Source organism: Providencia sp. PROV175, assembly GCF_032707045.1.
Taxonomy (GTDB): Bacteria; Pseudomonadota; Gammaproteobacteria; order Enterobacterales; family Enterobacteriaceae; genus Providencia; species Providencia hangzhouensis.
In genome coordinates, this window is sequence record NZ_CP120533.1 from 2,839,190 (window position 1) to 2,853,561 (window position 14,372).

Annotated in this window: 12 protein-coding genes; 9 read left to right on the top strand and 3 right to left on the bottom strand. The window is 38.6% G+C overall.

What is annotated here, in order from left to right; genetic code table 11:
- Window positions 1–527: 527 nt before the first annotated feature.
- Together P3L44_RS12895 and glpX are read left to right on the top strand one after the other, a co-directional pair.
- Window positions 528–1,451, top strand: a complete 924-nt coding sequence (locus tag P3L44_RS12895) for an AEC family transporter (RefSeq protein ID WP_004910140.1) — start codon at window positions 528–530, stop codon at window positions 1,449–1,451.
- 162 nt (window positions 1,452–1,613) lie between these two features.
- On the top strand, window positions 1,614–2,591 hold the full coding sequence (glpX, locus tag P3L44_RS12900; RefSeq protein WP_410480060.1) for a class II fructose-bisphosphatase: 978 nt from the start codon (window positions 1,614–1,616) through the stop codon (window positions 2,589–2,591).
- A gap of 75 nt (window positions 2,592–2,666) precedes the next feature.
- On the opposite strand, the gene dtpA is transcribed toward glpX, so the two are convergent.
- Window positions 2,667–4,133: a dipeptide/tripeptide permease DtpA gene (dtpA, locus tag P3L44_RS12905; RefSeq protein ID WP_200129145.1), complete on the bottom strand. Its 1,467-nt coding sequence runs from the start codon at window positions 4,131–4,133 to the stop codon at window positions 2,667–2,669.
- 957 nt (window positions 4,134–5,090) lie between these two features.
- Here dtpA and P3L44_RS12910 point away from each other — a divergent pair.
- Window positions 5,091–6,119, top strand: a complete 1,029-nt coding sequence (locus tag P3L44_RS12910) for a tetratricopeptide repeat protein (protein WP_272661493.1) — start codon at window positions 5,091–5,093, stop codon at window positions 6,117–6,119.
- Between the two features lie 113 nt (window positions 6,120–6,232).
- On the opposite strand, the gene dpiA is transcribed toward P3L44_RS12910, so the two are convergent.
- Entirely contained in the window at window positions 6,233–6,913 is a 681-nt protein-coding gene (gene dpiA / locus P3L44_RS12915; RefSeq protein ID WP_004263346.1) for a two-component response regulator DpiA, read from the bottom strand.
- Between the two features lies 1 nt (window position 6,914).
- Entirely contained in the window at window positions 6,915–8,543 is a 1,629-nt protein-coding gene (dpiB, locus tag P3L44_RS12920) for a sensor histidine kinase DpiB (protein WP_272661492.1), read from the bottom strand.
- A gap of 367 nt (window positions 8,544–8,910) precedes the next feature.
- Here dpiB and citC point away from each other — a divergent pair, with 367 nt between their 5' ends.
- Genes citC through citG form a run of 6 tightly spaced genes read left to right on the top strand, consistent with a single transcriptional unit; the run spans window position 8,911 to window position 14,133 of the window.
- Complete coding sequence (gene citC / locus P3L44_RS12925) at window positions 8,911–9,987, top strand: [citrate (pro-3S)-lyase] ligase (RefSeq protein WP_272661491.1); 1,077 nt, start codon at window positions 8,911–8,913, stop codon at window positions 9,985–9,987.
- Window positions 9,984–10,280 (top strand): citrate lyase acyl carrier protein, encoded by a 297-nt coding sequence (citD, locus tag P3L44_RS12930; protein ID WP_004255457.1) that lies wholly within the window; start codon window positions 9,984–9,986, stop codon window positions 10,278–10,280. Before citC ends, citD begins: the two co-directional genes overlap by 4 nt.
- The gene (gene citE, locus P3L44_RS12935; protein ID WP_272661490.1) at window positions 10,280–11,176 is read left to right on the top strand and encodes a citrate (pro-3S)-lyase subunit beta; all 897 of its coding nucleotides are present in this window, start codon (window positions 10,280–10,282) and stop codon (window positions 11,174–11,176) included. Before citD ends, citE begins: the two co-directional genes overlap by 1 nt.
- A 10-nt stretch (window positions 11,177–11,186) precedes the next feature.
- A complete protein-coding gene (gene citF / locus P3L44_RS12940) occupies window positions 11,187–12,713 on the top strand; it encodes a citrate lyase subunit alpha (protein WP_272661489.1) in 1,527 nt (508 codons plus the stop codon).
- A gap of 3 nt (window positions 12,714–12,716) precedes the next feature.
- A complete protein-coding gene (citX, locus tag P3L44_RS12945) occupies window positions 12,717–13,256 on the top strand; it encodes a citrate lyase holo-[acyl-carrier protein] synthase (RefSeq protein ID WP_140170677.1) in 540 nt (179 codons plus the stop codon).
- Entirely contained in the window at window positions 13,243–14,133 is an 891-nt protein-coding gene (gene citG, locus P3L44_RS12950) for a triphosphoribosyl-dephospho-CoA synthase CitG (protein WP_140170678.1), read from the top strand. Before citX ends, citG begins: the two co-directional genes overlap by 14 nt.
- The last annotated feature ends 239 nt before the right edge of the window (window positions 14,134–14,372 follow it).

Sequence of the window (14,372 nt, forward strand, 5' to 3'; positions counted from 1 at the left end):
CTAGTGTAGATAGCATTGATCCCCTTGCCAACCAAATGTAATAAACTGTTACAAAATAATTCATTACATGCTGCTTTTAGGTATACCTTAGACAAAAAAGAAGCGATACTTCCCTTCTTTTATGTATGACTTATTAATACTCCCATTAGTTATTTTAGTAACTAAGAAACCCCTTAATCATCATTTAATGATAATTTCATTCATAAAGAATAGGTAACTGATATAACTATCTATTCTTAATGTTCCTTTTTAGATGCTCAAAAAATTAGTCATTAAAATTTTATTAGTACAATTTTTTTTATTATGTTATCTATATAATAGCTTTATCTGCAAACATTACTCTAATACTTATTATCCTTAAATGACTAAAGTCATTTATAATTATGTTAATTAGTTTCTTAATTAAGCACTGATAAAAACATAAATGTTTTAATTTAAATAAAGTTAACACACGGGAAAATGTTAACTGTCATTCCACAGATTTTTTATTCGACAAAGCCTATCGCATAATATCGGGAGAATTTTTAATGTTAACTCACATTATACTTGCTGCTTTAGGGCCCATTGTTCTTGGATTAGCCGTCGGTTGGCTATCGGGTAAATATGGGTTTATCAAAAGAGAGTATTCCCAAGCCTTTGCTGACTTTGTAGTTAAAATAGCATTACCATTTGCATTATTTCTAGCTGCTGCACAGGCTCCACCCTCGGTATTGCTCAATATTGACTACTTATTAGCATTAGCCGTAGGACTAATTGCAACATACGTGATTGGTTTTATTTTTGGTAAGTTTATTTTTCGTCACAATAAGAAAGATGCTGCAATGCAAGCATTGTCGGTGTCTTTTCCTGATATGGCCTACTGTGGGCCACCTGTCTTGCTCGCAACTGTCGGGTCATCAGGCTTAATCGCTATGGTATTAGGCAACCTTATTTATACTGTCATTATTATCCCATTTACTCTCTTAATGATCAGTGGCTCACAACAAGGGCATAGTGTCTTTAAATCTGTTGGAAAAGCCATTGCCCAGCCCTTAGTTTTTCTTCCTATTCTAGGGGCATTATTGGCTATTTTTGGTGTTAAATTACCTGAAATATTACAAAACTCAGTTAATGAATTAGGTAAAACAGCAGGCGGAGTCGCTTTATTCTTCCTTGGATTGCTCCTTTCAGGAATCAAACTGACAATAAGTAAGGAAATTATATTTAACGTCTTTATCAAAAACTTTGTTCAAGCCGCTCTTATTTTAGGGACTGGGCTCGCTTTAGGATTACAAGATGATTTACTTAAAGCCGCGTTTATCATTGGTGTATTACCCACCGCGACCGCTGTTCCTGCATTAGCAATTAGTAATCAGGCCTATACGGAAACCTCTGCTGGAACCGTGTTATTAAGTACACTTGCTGCCTTAATTTCGATTATTGGCGGTATCACTATCGTCGAAATGCTTTAGCTTTCAAATTAATGGTAGCCTAAACATAGGCTGCCATTTCATTACGGCACTAAATTCTCTGTTGCTTTTATCACCTATAATTTGCCAGACAGATCACAAAAAACGTATCATAGAGATAAGTACTTTTCTTTTATACACCTAGGATACGAACAAAAAATGAAAATTAGTGATGAGTTAGCTTCCGCTATCGCTTCCGTTACCGAAGTCGCTGCTGTAGCTGCCTTCGATTGGGTAGGTAAACAAGATAAAAATGCCGCAGATAAAGCCGCTGTTGAAGCAATGAGAAATCGCCTAAATGAAATTGATTTTCATGGCAAAATTGTCATTGGTGAAGGTGAAATCGACGATGCTCCCATGCTATATATTGGCGAGCAAGTTGGCAAACAATCCGGGTCTGTTGGGTTAGATATCGCAGTAGATCCTATTGATGGAACACGTATGGTGGCTTGTAATGAAAAAAATGCCATTGCCGTACTTGCTGCCGCGCCAACGGGAACACTGCTTCAAGCACCTGATATATATATGGAAAAACTTGTTGTTGGTGCCGCAGCGAAAGGAGCTGTTCACCTAGCAAATCCCCTAGAAAAAAATTTAGAATTTCTTTCCTCCGCACTGAATAAACCCATTTCAAATCTTTCAATCGCAGTGCTTGATAAACCTCGCCATCAACATATTATTAAAACTATCCGTAATTTTGGTGCGAATGTGATTACCATCCCTGATGGTGATGTACTCGCCTCATTACTTACCATTCTTCCGGAGCATCCCATTGATATGATGTATGGGACTGGTGGTGCTCCTGAAGGCATTATCAGTGCAGCCATCGCACGCGCTTTAGGCGGTGATATGCAAGCAAGGCTAATTTCTCGAGATAAAGCCAAAGGTGATAGCGAAGAAAACAAACAACTCGCGGCACAAGAAATATTGCGCTGTCAACAAATGGGGTTAGAAATTGGTGAAGTGCTATCTTTAGACCAGATGGTGAGTACTTCTGATGTCATATTTGCCGCCACAGCTATCACACCAACCATCTTGATGGATGGTGTATCAATAGATGCGTACAGCCGTATTTCAAATACCATTTTGGTTAATGGTAGTGACCGCTCGCTAAAACTGATTAATAATCGCTATTTTAATTAATACGTCTATTACCGTATGTCACATATATCAAAAGGGCTTTTTAGCCCTTTTGATTACTGCGATTTAAGATGAAAATTAACGCTCAAGAGTCATACGATTTAACATCGGAGCGGTTAAAACCATCAAAATTGCAATCACACCAGTCACTAAACCAATCTTCAAGAATACGTCACTGTACACAGCCAAAGATTCGACTTTGCTGGTAAGTTCACCTTCTGGTGCTGCTGCCATTGAAGCAACGTACCCTGCAATAAATGCGGCCGCTGAGTTTGTTAAGAACCATGCGCCCATAATAAAGCCCATTAAACGCTGTGGAACTAACTGAGCTACCATCGCAAGGCCAAGACCTGAGATCATCAGCTCACCAATACTTTGGAAGCCATAGCAGATAACTAGCCATTGAACAGAAACAATCCCAGCTTCATTTGCAAATTTCGCACCTAATGGCAAAACTAAGAATGCCGCGGAACATAGCAACATACCAATAGCAAATTTATGTGGCATCGGTAAGTTGTCGCCCATTTTATTATAAATTGCAGCTAAAATTGGGCTTCCAATCATGATCCATAATGGGTTCAGAGCTTGGTATTGTGCAGGTTCAATAGAAAAACCAAAAACTTCATGCTCTACGTTATGTAATGCAAAGAAGTTTAGCGATGTAGGCATTTGGCTATAAAGAACAAAGAATACAATCGCTTCAAGCATTAGAATCAATGCAACAATCATGCGGCGACGCGCCGTACCTTTCAGTGCTAATGTTTCTTTGATAAAGATAACTAAAATACCCAAAGAAATAATCGCTAATGCTGTACGAGCAATACCGAGGTTATGCAATAGCCATGTAGAAATCGCGATTAATGCAATAACCCCTGCTACTGTAGCAACTAATCTTGAAAGAACAACAGGAGCAAAGTCAGGTTTTGAGCCATGTTGAGAAACCCATTTTTTACACATATAGAAGTTAATCAATGTGATAATCAGGCCCACAACACTAAGAGAGAACGCGACATCCCAACCATAATGTTTTGCTAACCATGGTGTTGCAATCATTGAGAAGAATGAACCAATATTAACGGACATATAATACATGGTAAATGCGCCGTCTAACCGTGGGTCATCTTTTTCATAGCAGGTCGATAAGAGTGATGATGGATTCGCTTTAAATAAACCATTACCAACTGCAATGGTTGCTAAACCAACATAGACCATCGATACATCATGCCCTGAGAAAGCAACAAATGCATACCCTGCAATCAGAGTGATTGTTCCAAGGACAATGACACGTTTTGTTCCAAGGACTTTATCCCCTAACCAACCGCCAACTGCAACAAAGCCATAAACTAATGCTGCAAACGCTGAGAAAAGTGTAATTGATTCTGTTTCTGACATACCCAGCACTTGGCTTAGGTATATTGGAAGGATCCCTTGAAGACCGTAGTAACCAAAACGTTCCCAGAGCTCGATAGAAAAAATAAGATAGAATGAGCGAGGTTGCTTAAACGCGTTAAGACTAACTTCCTCTTTGTTATTTGTTGTGGACACAAGTTACCTCTAGTACAACCTGTACATATGCAAAAAAACCACGGAACGCTCTATGCGCTCTCGCATTGTTATGATCTCAAGAATTCAAAGTTGAAAAGATTCACTTTTGGTAGGAGGAGTATCATTCCCTGACCTCAAAACAAACAATACTGTGTGTAGACTTGTTTATGGATCTCAAACATAAATTCAATGAGTTAAAGCACATTTGATTATTTATTCAACATTAATTGGCAGATAACCCGCCCAGAACCCAATAATCAATTAAGCCATATACGTTATTTATGCACCAAAATTAAAGAATTAGCTAGTATTAATTACTGCTTGAATTGAATTTAATCGTGATTTACTTCAATTTTTTACAAAATCACCAAATTATTATCGATTACTAATTAGTCATTTGTTTATTAAATGTTAAGAACATTATTCTATAGTGAAACTATAACACCCTGTTTATAACTCTATGATTTATTGCTTTAAACGTTATGGGAAACTAAAAATATCCATAACAAATGAACACTTTTTTCTTTTATGATCTTTTATGATAAGAAAGGATTTAGAGAGTCGCAGCTAAAGAGACATTCAAACTGGAATTTTGGATAAAAAAAAGCCCAGTTAAAAACTGGGCATAATGCATTCTACTCAAGGATCTTTTTGCTAAATTCAAACTATCACTACGTAGGTGCATTATTACATTACTTCGTGTAAAGAAATGAATGATGAGGGTAAATATATGAATGTTTACGCAAGCAAACAGTATATAGATACTACTAAGACACAGTATCACTGAAAAAAGTTCATCTTTTTTTAAATTATTTATGTATTTTTTGCTCTATGCGCTAATAGCAACAATTAACCATCTGATTTAGTAGAATTAATATAAAATATCTTTCATATCATTGCAGGAACTTATCTAACAAGATAACGTAGCCATTAAGAGCTTAGTCCAAAGGATGTCATGTGAAAAAAATATTTTTATTGTGTTTTGTCTTTATTAACGTATTTTTCCTCCCTGCTTTTGCAGAAGAAACAACGCCACTAATAAATGAAAAAACGCTAATTGCACTTGCGGAACAAGGCCAAGCCGAAGCGCAATTTAACTTAGGAATGTTTTATCAGTCTCATCAACAGTTTGACCAAGCTTTACACTGGTACCTTCTTTCTGCCAATCAAGGCTTTACAAAAGCACAAATTAACCTTGGCCTGATGTACCAGCAAGGAACTGGGGTAGAGCTAGATGAAAAACAAATGCTGCATTGGATGAAAATAGCAGCCGAAAGTGGTGACCCTATTGGCCAGATGAATATGGCCGAATATACCTTGTATGGCATCAATGATTTATTAGAGAAAAACCCAGAAGAAGCTGAACGGTGGCTAAAAAAAGCGGCTGAACAGCATTTTCAACCTGCGATGCTCACCCTCGCCTATTGGTATGAAGAGGGAAAAGCTATCACAAAAGACCCGCAAAAAGCCCAAAAAATATATCTTGCTCTTGCTGAAGAAAACCATCCACAAGCGCTGTATTTATTAGGCTACCAAGCAGCAGTAGGTATGTATGATAAGGTAAACTACCCTCTCGCGTTTCAATACTTTACCCGTGCCGCAGAATTAGGTTTTTCCCCCGCCCAAAACAGTTTAGGTATGTTGTACTTAACTGGACAAGGTACCAAAAAAGATATCCAATCAGCTATAAAGTGGCTAACCCTAGCAGCTGAACAAGGTGAAGCTTCAGCTCAATTTAATGTTGCGCTTATCTATGCGCGCGGTGATGGTATCAAAGCTGATCAAGCAAAAGCCTGTCACTGGTTTATCAAAGCCGCTCAGCAAAATAGTGCCGATGCGCAATATGCAGCAGGAGCTTGCTACCAATATGGTATGGGTGTTGAAGCCGATGATAAAAAAGCCCTACGCTGGTATCAACTCGCAGCCGCTAAAGGCAATGAGCGGGCTGAAAAGAAAGTGTTAATTTTAAAAAACCAGCAACAATAAACTCTATTTTTTCAACTTACTGCTGTGCCACTGATATAAGTAAGATAAAGAAAATCTGCATTGTTTATAACCAATGCAGAACTTCTATCTATATATACTATTAATTCAAACACTCACAACTTGGCACGGTAAATCCGTTGCGGTCGGCCAACTTTGCCATACTCAATTTCAGCTTCAATTTTATCTTTCGCTAAACAATACTCCAAATAACGTCTTGCTGTAGTACGACTAAGTTTGATGGTTTCAGCAATACTTTCTGCCGTATATTGCACATCAGGTTCAGTAAATAACGCAAGTATTTTTTCAAGTGTAATGATATCAATACCTGTTGGAAGTTCTTCCTTTGATTCCCCTCTCGCATAGGTATTAAACATATCGTCAATTTTACTTTGATTGGTTTTGCTATTTTCTTGTACAACAGATTTACGTTGAATATACCTATCCAATGTTTGGCCTAAACGTTCATAAGCAATTGGCTTCACTAAATAGTCAAAAACGCCTAAACGAATAGCTTCAGAGACTGTGTCCATATCACTTGCGGCCGTCGTAAATACAATATCTGCATTATTTCTTTCTTGTATTAACTCATGAACTAGGTCAATGCCTTTTCCATCAGGTAAATAGTTGTCTAACAAGATAAGATCTGGCTTCATGTATTCAATCATTTTTCTCGCTTCCGCAAGATTACCTGCAAGCCAAACTTTGTCACATGCAGGATAGGCTTTTATATATTCGCTGTGCATTTCGGCAAGCAGCAACTCATCTTCCACTATGAGGATTTTTATCTTGATCATTTTATATCTTCACTTTCGGAATAAAAATTGAAAATACTGTACCATGCGGTTGATTTTCTTCAATAATCACTGCACCATTACAGCGTTTAACATAAGATGCAACGAGATATAACCCGATACCATGGCTATCTGCTATATCTGTTTTCGTTGTGACACCACGCTCAAACCATTTGTCTTGAATTTCTGACGGAAAACCACATCCCTGATCAGCGACTTCAATGACAATCTCCTTTCCTTCATCTGAAAGGTATAACTCAACTTGCTTATTACCCTGATTATTTTTCAAACTTGCTTCAAACGCATTATCGAGTAGATTACCCAAAATGGCACAAAATTCAGTACTATTTAATGAATCAGGTAATTCATGTAACTGACTACCCGCAGTAAATTTTAATTGTAAGCCTAATTCTTTGGCTCGGTGGTGTTTACCAAATAATAAACCAGCAACTTGCTTATCAAAAAACTGCCCACGGAGTGTATCAATTAATTGTTGCTGAGATTCTGACTCCCCTTTAATTAGCGCCAACGCTTGGTCATATTCTTTCATTTGCAATAAACCGCTTAATGTTGACATCCAATTAAGGTGCTCGTGCCGTAACGTACGTAAACTTTCTATATATTGGCGAACTTGAGTCAACTGAGAGTTTAGCGATTCAATATCATTTTGGCTACGAAAGCTAATAACCGCCCCCACAAGATGTTCCCCATCACGAATGGCCACCCGGTTTGCAATCACGTTTAGGCCATTAAATTCGCAAATCACATCATGCTTAGTCGTTTCAATATCGGTAATAAAAAAGTCGGCTGGCGAGATATGCTCCGACACAAAAGTCCCTGTTAACTGCCCTAGCGGCTTGCTTAGAGATAACATTTTCCGGGCATTAGAGTTAATATTAATAATCTGCCCTTGTATATTCACTGCGATAACACCTTCAAAAACAGCTTCAAATATCCCTTTTTGTACTAAGACTAATTGGGTTATTTCCTCAGGTTCCATACCCAACATTTGTTTTTGAATTAAACGTGAAAATGCCCATGATAAGAAGAGCAATATAATCAGTATCCCTAAAAAAGTGGCTCCTGTTTGTACAAATAACTCACTGAGTGATGTTTCTATTTTGTTGGATAGATAGCCAATAGAAACAACACCGATCACTTTACCTTGCTCATCAAAAATGGGGGTTTTTGCTCTAACAGCATTCCCCATTGAACCTTCGCCATTGATAAAATAGCTTTCCCCTTTCTCTAAGGCTCCTGGTTTGTTCCACTGCATTTCAAAACCAATTTTTTGGCTATTTGGGTGATATAACCGAATTGATTTTTCATCACCGATAACTACATAATCATAGTTGGAATCTTGGTTTAGTTTGTCAGCAATAACCTTCAGTCTCGGAATATCTCTATTCTTTACTGATTGCACCACACCATCAATAGAAGCAATCAGCTTTGCTTGGCTCATTGCTAACGATTGAATGTTCGCAATCAATCGATTTTCAGCTGTGTCCGTAAAATATTTCCCCAACCCGAGAGTTAAAAAAACAGAAACTATTAATAACAGAAAAAATACTCGTACTGAAAATGAAACTGAATTTACTTTTTTCAATGAGGAGAACGTATATTCTTTTTTCATGTTATATCTCGTTACTGGCTGAAAAGTAAAAATTTTGTTAACTCAGAAATGGTAGGATAACCGATAAATCGGATTCAAGCCAAAGGTATAATACACATATTAATAATTAAACACATTAAAACCAAGCAATAAAAAACATATCCAATAATTAAAAACTTTAAAACCATTAAACAAATACAATCTCATTTAAGAAACATGAAATAGGTCAAATATATTAAATACAGTATCTTTAATATAAATATCAGAGAGGATAATTAAATAAGAATTTATATTTACTTTTATAAGAATAACCAAAAATATTTATTTAATTAACTTTAACATTAGCAACATTTTAAAAACATCTCTAAATGAGATGCAGGATACTATTATGTTCGAAAACATAACGTTTAACCAAGTAAAACGTCATGAGAACAGGAAACTTGCTGAAATAACTCAGTTTTTAAAGGAAAACGACTTAGAACTTGATTCAAGCATTGACGTTTTTATTACGATTTCTCGCAATGAAAAATTAATTGCGTGTGGTGGTTTAGCAAAAAACGTTATTAAATGCGTTGCTATCAGTGATGATGCTCGAGGTGAAGGGCTTGCATTAAAATTAGCAACAGAACTGGTTAATCTTGCTTACGAAAATAATACAACGCATTTATTTATTTATACCAAATTCCAAAATGAAAGCTTATTTCAACAATGTGGTTTTCATACCATTGCCACCGTTCCTGATATTATGGTGTTGATGGAGAACAGTTGTTGTTATCTAAAGCGTTATATCGAAAGTTTAAAAGCACAACGTAAAGAAGGCAAAAAGATTGGTGCAATCGTCATGAATGCCAATCCCTTCACCCTTGGCCATCGCTATTTAATCGAGCAAGCTGCGAAGGCCTGTGATTGGCTACATCTATTCGTTGTCAAAGAAGATACCTCACGTTTTCCTTATAAAGTTAGATTAAATTTAATTGAAGCAGGAACCAAAGGAATAGAAAATCTTACTATTCATAAAGGTTCGGAATATATTATTTCTCGAGCGACTTTTCCTTGTTACTTTATTAAAGATAAAACAGTTGCTAATAACTGTTATACCGAAATCGATATTAAGATTTTTCGTCAATATATTGCCCCTGCTTTAGGGATAACCCATCGATTCGTAGGCTCGGAACCTTTTTGCCAAGTCACCAACCAATATAACCAAGACATGCGCTTTTGGTTAAAAACCGATGCTATGAATTTTCCACCTATAGAACTCATTGAATTTCCGCGAACAATCATCAATGGAACGGCTGTTTCTGCCTCACAAGTTAGACGATTGCTCGCTAAAAAAGATCTTGCGGCGATTAAGCCGATTGTGCCTGAGGCAACCTATCAATATTTACAAGAGATGGTCGCCAATCAAGTCGCATCTGCTCAAAGCCACACCGAAAGTTCTGAATTAGCCATAGGTGAAATATGAAGATAAAGCACGCAGCAGTAGCTGGCACACTTGAATCAAGTGATGTCATGGTTCGCATAGAGCCACTAGAAGACACTCAAGAGGTCTCAATACAAATTACCAGTAGTGTTGAAAAACAGTTTGGGGATGCTATCGCAAAAATCGTACAAGAAGTTATCCAGCAACATGATATTCAAGGGGCACAAATCATTGTAGATGATAAAGGTGCACTAGAATGCGTACTCAAAGCCCGCTTAGAAGCCTTATTAGCTCGCGCTTGTGATATCGACTATCTGCCTTGGGAGGACAAGTAATGACTCCAGAACAAAAATCACGCACACGCAGAAGTATGCTGTTTGTTCCCGGCTCCAATGCAGCTATGTTGAGCAATTCCTTTATTTATAAAGCGGATGCTTTAATGTTCGACCTTGAGGACTCCGTCACTTTGCGCGAAAAAGATACGGCTCGTCGCTTGGTTTACCATGCATTGCAGCACCCGCTTTATCAAGATATTGAAACCATTGTACGGGTCAATGCATTAGATTCCGCTTTTGGTGTTGCTGACCTTGAAGCCGTTGTTCGCGGTGGTGCGGATATAATCCGCCTTCCTAAAACGGATACGGCACAAGATGTTATTGATATTGAAAGTGAAATCTTGCGTATAGAAAAAAACTGTGGCCGCGAAGAAGGCAGCACAGGTTTGCTAGCCGCTATTGAATCACCAATGGGCATCACTCAAGCTGTGAATATTGCTCATTCATCACCAAGACTTATAGGCATCGCATTAGGTGCCGAGGACTATGTCCGCAATTTGCGCACCGAGCGGTCTCCAGACGGCGTAGAACTCCTCTATGCTCGGTGCGCTATTTTACAAGCCGCTCGTTCAGCAGGTATTCAAGCGTTTGATACCGTTTATTCTGATGCGAATAATGAAGAAGGTTTCCTACGCGAAGCCGCTCACATTAAACAGCTCGGCTTTGATGGCAAATCATTAATTAACCCAAGACAAATTGAGTTACTTCATAATTTATATGCACCAACTCAAAAAGAAGTCGACCATGCACAGCGTGTTGTTGAAGCCGCTGATGCCGCAGCCCTTGAAGGTAAAGGTGTGGTTTCATTGAACGGAAAAATGGTCGATGGCCCAGTTATTGACAGAGCTCGCCTCGTATTATCACGAGCAGCATTATCAGGAATTCGGGAAGAGTGAGGCAATAAAAATGACAAATAATACTCAGCGCCAGGCTCGCGTATCAGCCTACTTACAACCAAATACTGACGATGTACTACGTGAATTTAAAGATATTAGTAAAGTACAACAGCAGGTACAAAAGCCGAGAAATCGCAAATTGTGTGATGACTTGCAAGTCGCTATTCGCCGTTCTGGTCTTAAAGACGGTATGACCATTTCTTTCCATCACGCCTTTCGTGGTGGAGACCTTACGGTCAATATGGTGATGCAAGTCATTGCAGAGATGGGCTTTCGCAACTTAACACTTGCATCCAGTTCATTAAGTGCTTGCCATTCACCACTTGTTGAACATATTCGTCATGGGGTTATTCGTAAAATTTATACCTCTGGTATCCGAGGCCCGCTCGCTGAAGCCATTTCACGTGGTGAGTTAGAAGAACCCGTACAAATCCATTCACATGGTGGAAGAGCCAATCTAATTCATAGCGGTGAACTAGTTATTGATGTGGCATTTATTGGCGTGCCATCATGTGATGAATACGGTAATGCAAACGGATATACCGGAACGGCTTGCTGTGGCTCTTTAGGTTATGCCAAAATTGACGCTGAAACTGCGAAAAAAGTGGTGATGTTAACGGAAGAGATACTCGATTACCCCCATAACCCATCCAGTATTAAACAAGATGAAGTCGATTATATCGTCAAAGTTAAACGCGTGGGTGATGCGGATAAAATCGGGGCAGATGCAACTCGTATGACATCGAACCCTCGTGAACTTCTGATCGCACGTACTGCCGCTGATGTGATCGAAAAGTCGGGCTACTTCAAAGAGGGTTTTTCACTACAAACCGGCACGGGTGGTGCTTCTCTTGCCGTGACTCGTTTCCTTGAAGATAAAATGAGACGCCATAATATTACTGCGGGATTTGCTTTAGGTGGCATTACATCAACCATTGTCGACTTGCATGAAAAAGGCTTAATTCGCAAATTATTAGACGTTCAAAGCTTCGATAAAGCAGCGGCTGAGTCGCTCGCTCGCAACCCAAATCACATTGAAATCAGTGCAAATCAATATGCGTGCTTTGACTCAAAAGGTGCCTCTGTTGATATGCTTGATGTGGTTGTGCTGAGTGCGCTAGAAATCGATACACGCTTTAATGTCAATGTGTTAACGGGTTCTGATGGGGTTATTCGTGGTGCTTCTGGTGGCCATAGCGATACTGCCGTTGCCTCTAAACTGTCTATCATTGTTGCTCCTCTGGTGCGTGGACGCATTCCAACTTTAGTGGACGAGGTGATCACTTGTGTAACGCCGGGGTCAAGTGTAGATATTTTGGTCACTGACCATGGGATCACCGTTAACCCTGCTCGTCCTGAATTAAAACAGCAACTTGAAAACCAAGGTATCAAAACCGTTTCAATGAGCTGGTTAAGAGAACGAGCACAATTACTCACTGGAACGCCTAACCCAATTGAATTTACAGATAAAGTCGTTGCTGTTGTGCGTTATCGTGATGGCTCAGTCATTGATGTTGTTCATCAAGTGAAGGAGTAAACTATGTTTTGCCCACTGCCTGATACTCAAGAGCAATTTGAAATTTCTTTACCTGAACTGTTGGATAGCCGAGATGCCCGTCTGGCTCGTCAACAAGCATGGATTGGTCTCCATCAGGTAACCTTGATTTCATTTACTGTCGTTTTTCCTGGAGCTGTCAAAGACAACTCTCTTGTTAGACATGTGTTTAATCAGGGCCTAAATGCGCTTAAGCAAATTGCTTCATGCGGGCAGTGGGTGTTTTTATCACAACAATCGTGGGCGTTAAAAACTGGACCAGAATGTTTGGTCGCTGTTGATGGCGATGCTATCGAGATTAAAAAAGCGTTAATTTACCTAGAAGAGTCGTCTCCTGCTGGTCGATTATGGGATTTTGATGTATTTGATGCGAATGGGCAGCAATATTCGCGCTCCCAGTTAAATTTACCACCAAGGCAGTGCTTACTTTGTGAAAATGAAGCGAAAATTTGTGCTCGTCAGCGAACACATTCATTGGTTGAGATACTTAATCGTATTGAGGCGCTAGCGAATGCAACCTACTAAACAGCTCAGCCATATAAATGAGAAATTAGCTAGCTATTACAGCCAATTAGCATGGCATGCGATGTTAGCCGAAGTGAATTTGACTCCTAAGCCTGGGTTAGTCGACAGACACAATACTGGTGCCCATAAAGATATGGCCCTTACTGACTTTCATTTAAGTGCCAATGCCATCGCAATACATTTTCCTCGGTTTTTACAGGCAGGTGCTCAATATAAAGATTGTCCTATCGAACAACTATTACCCCTCATTCGCCCTATCGGCATAGATTGCGAAAAGTCGATGTTCCGTGCGACTAAAGGGGTTAATACCCATAAAGGCAGTATCTTTTCCTTGGGTTTAGTTTTAACCGTAATAGGCCGTTTGATTGCACAACAACAATTTGTTTCACCTGAAAGTGTGAGCTTGTTGGTTGCCAGTATGTGTAAGGGAATTACCAATGAACTTAAACAAAAAACCGAAAACCCTACCGCAGGCCGCCGCTTATATCAGGAACATGGGTTAACAGGCGCAAGAGGTGAAGCGGAAGGCGGTTATTCGTTAGTAATCAAACATTCACTTCCCTATTATTTGCAGCAACTCACCAAGGGCAAACTCGCGGATATCGCCCTACTTGATACTTTAATTCTCCTCATGAGCCTGAATGACGATACAAACATTGTCAATCGCGGTGGCGTCAAAGGATTAACATGGGTAAAGCAACGCGCAAAACAGCTATTAATCTCAGGTATTAATACCGATGATGATTTAGTTAAGGTTAAACAATTCGACAGTGAATGTATTCAACTAAACATGAGTCCAGGAGGAAGTGCGGATTTATTAATTTTGACTTGGTTTTTTGCCCGATTACCCAACCAGTCTTTAATTAACATAAAGTAACTATTTTAATATTAATTAACACAGGGATAATTTAAAAAATTAAAACGAATTAACCAAATAAAAACCAATTAATTATTTAAATAAATTATATACCTTAGAGTGAATGAGTAATGAAAATAAGATTCATTATATTCATTCAAGATACAGCCATATTAAAAACATTGTCACTTTAACAAATTCCTAATATTAAAGTTCATTCAATTTAATATTAAATAAATTTAATATTGATTTAATCAAGG

Bases quoted from the DNA above. Each gene is read 5' to 3' on its own strand.
- P3L44_RS12895 (WP_004910140.1), top strand. From the start codon at position 528: ATGTTAACTCACATTATACTTGCTGCTTTAGGGCCCATTGTTCTTGGA.
- dpiA (WP_004263346.1), bottom strand. From the start codon at position 6,913: ATGATCAAGATAAAAATCCTCATAGTGGAAGATGAGTTGCTGCTTGCC.
- dpiB (WP_272661492.1), bottom strand. From the start codon at position 8,543: ATGAAAAAAGAATATACGTTCTCCTCATTGAAAAAAGTAAATTCAGTT.
- citC (WP_272661491.1), top strand. From the start codon at position 8,911: ATGTTCGAAAACATAACGTTTAACCAAGTAAAACGTCATGAGAACAGG.
- citD (WP_004255457.1), top strand. From the start codon at position 9,984: ATGAAGATAAAGCACGCAGCAGTAGCTGGCACACTTGAATCAAGTGAT.
- citE (WP_272661490.1), top strand. From the start codon at position 10,280: ATGACTCCAGAACAAAAATCACGCACACGCAGAAGTATGCTGTTTGTT.
- citF (WP_272661489.1), top strand. From the start codon at position 11,187: ATGACAAATAATACTCAGCGCCAGGCTCGCGTATCAGCCTACTTACAA.
- citX (WP_140170677.1), top strand. From the start codon at position 12,717: ATGTTTTGCCCACTGCCTGATACTCAAGAGCAATTTGAAATTTCTTTA.
- citG (WP_140170678.1), top strand. From the start codon at position 13,243: ATGCAACCTACTAAACAGCTCAGCCATATAAATGAGAAATTAGCTAGC.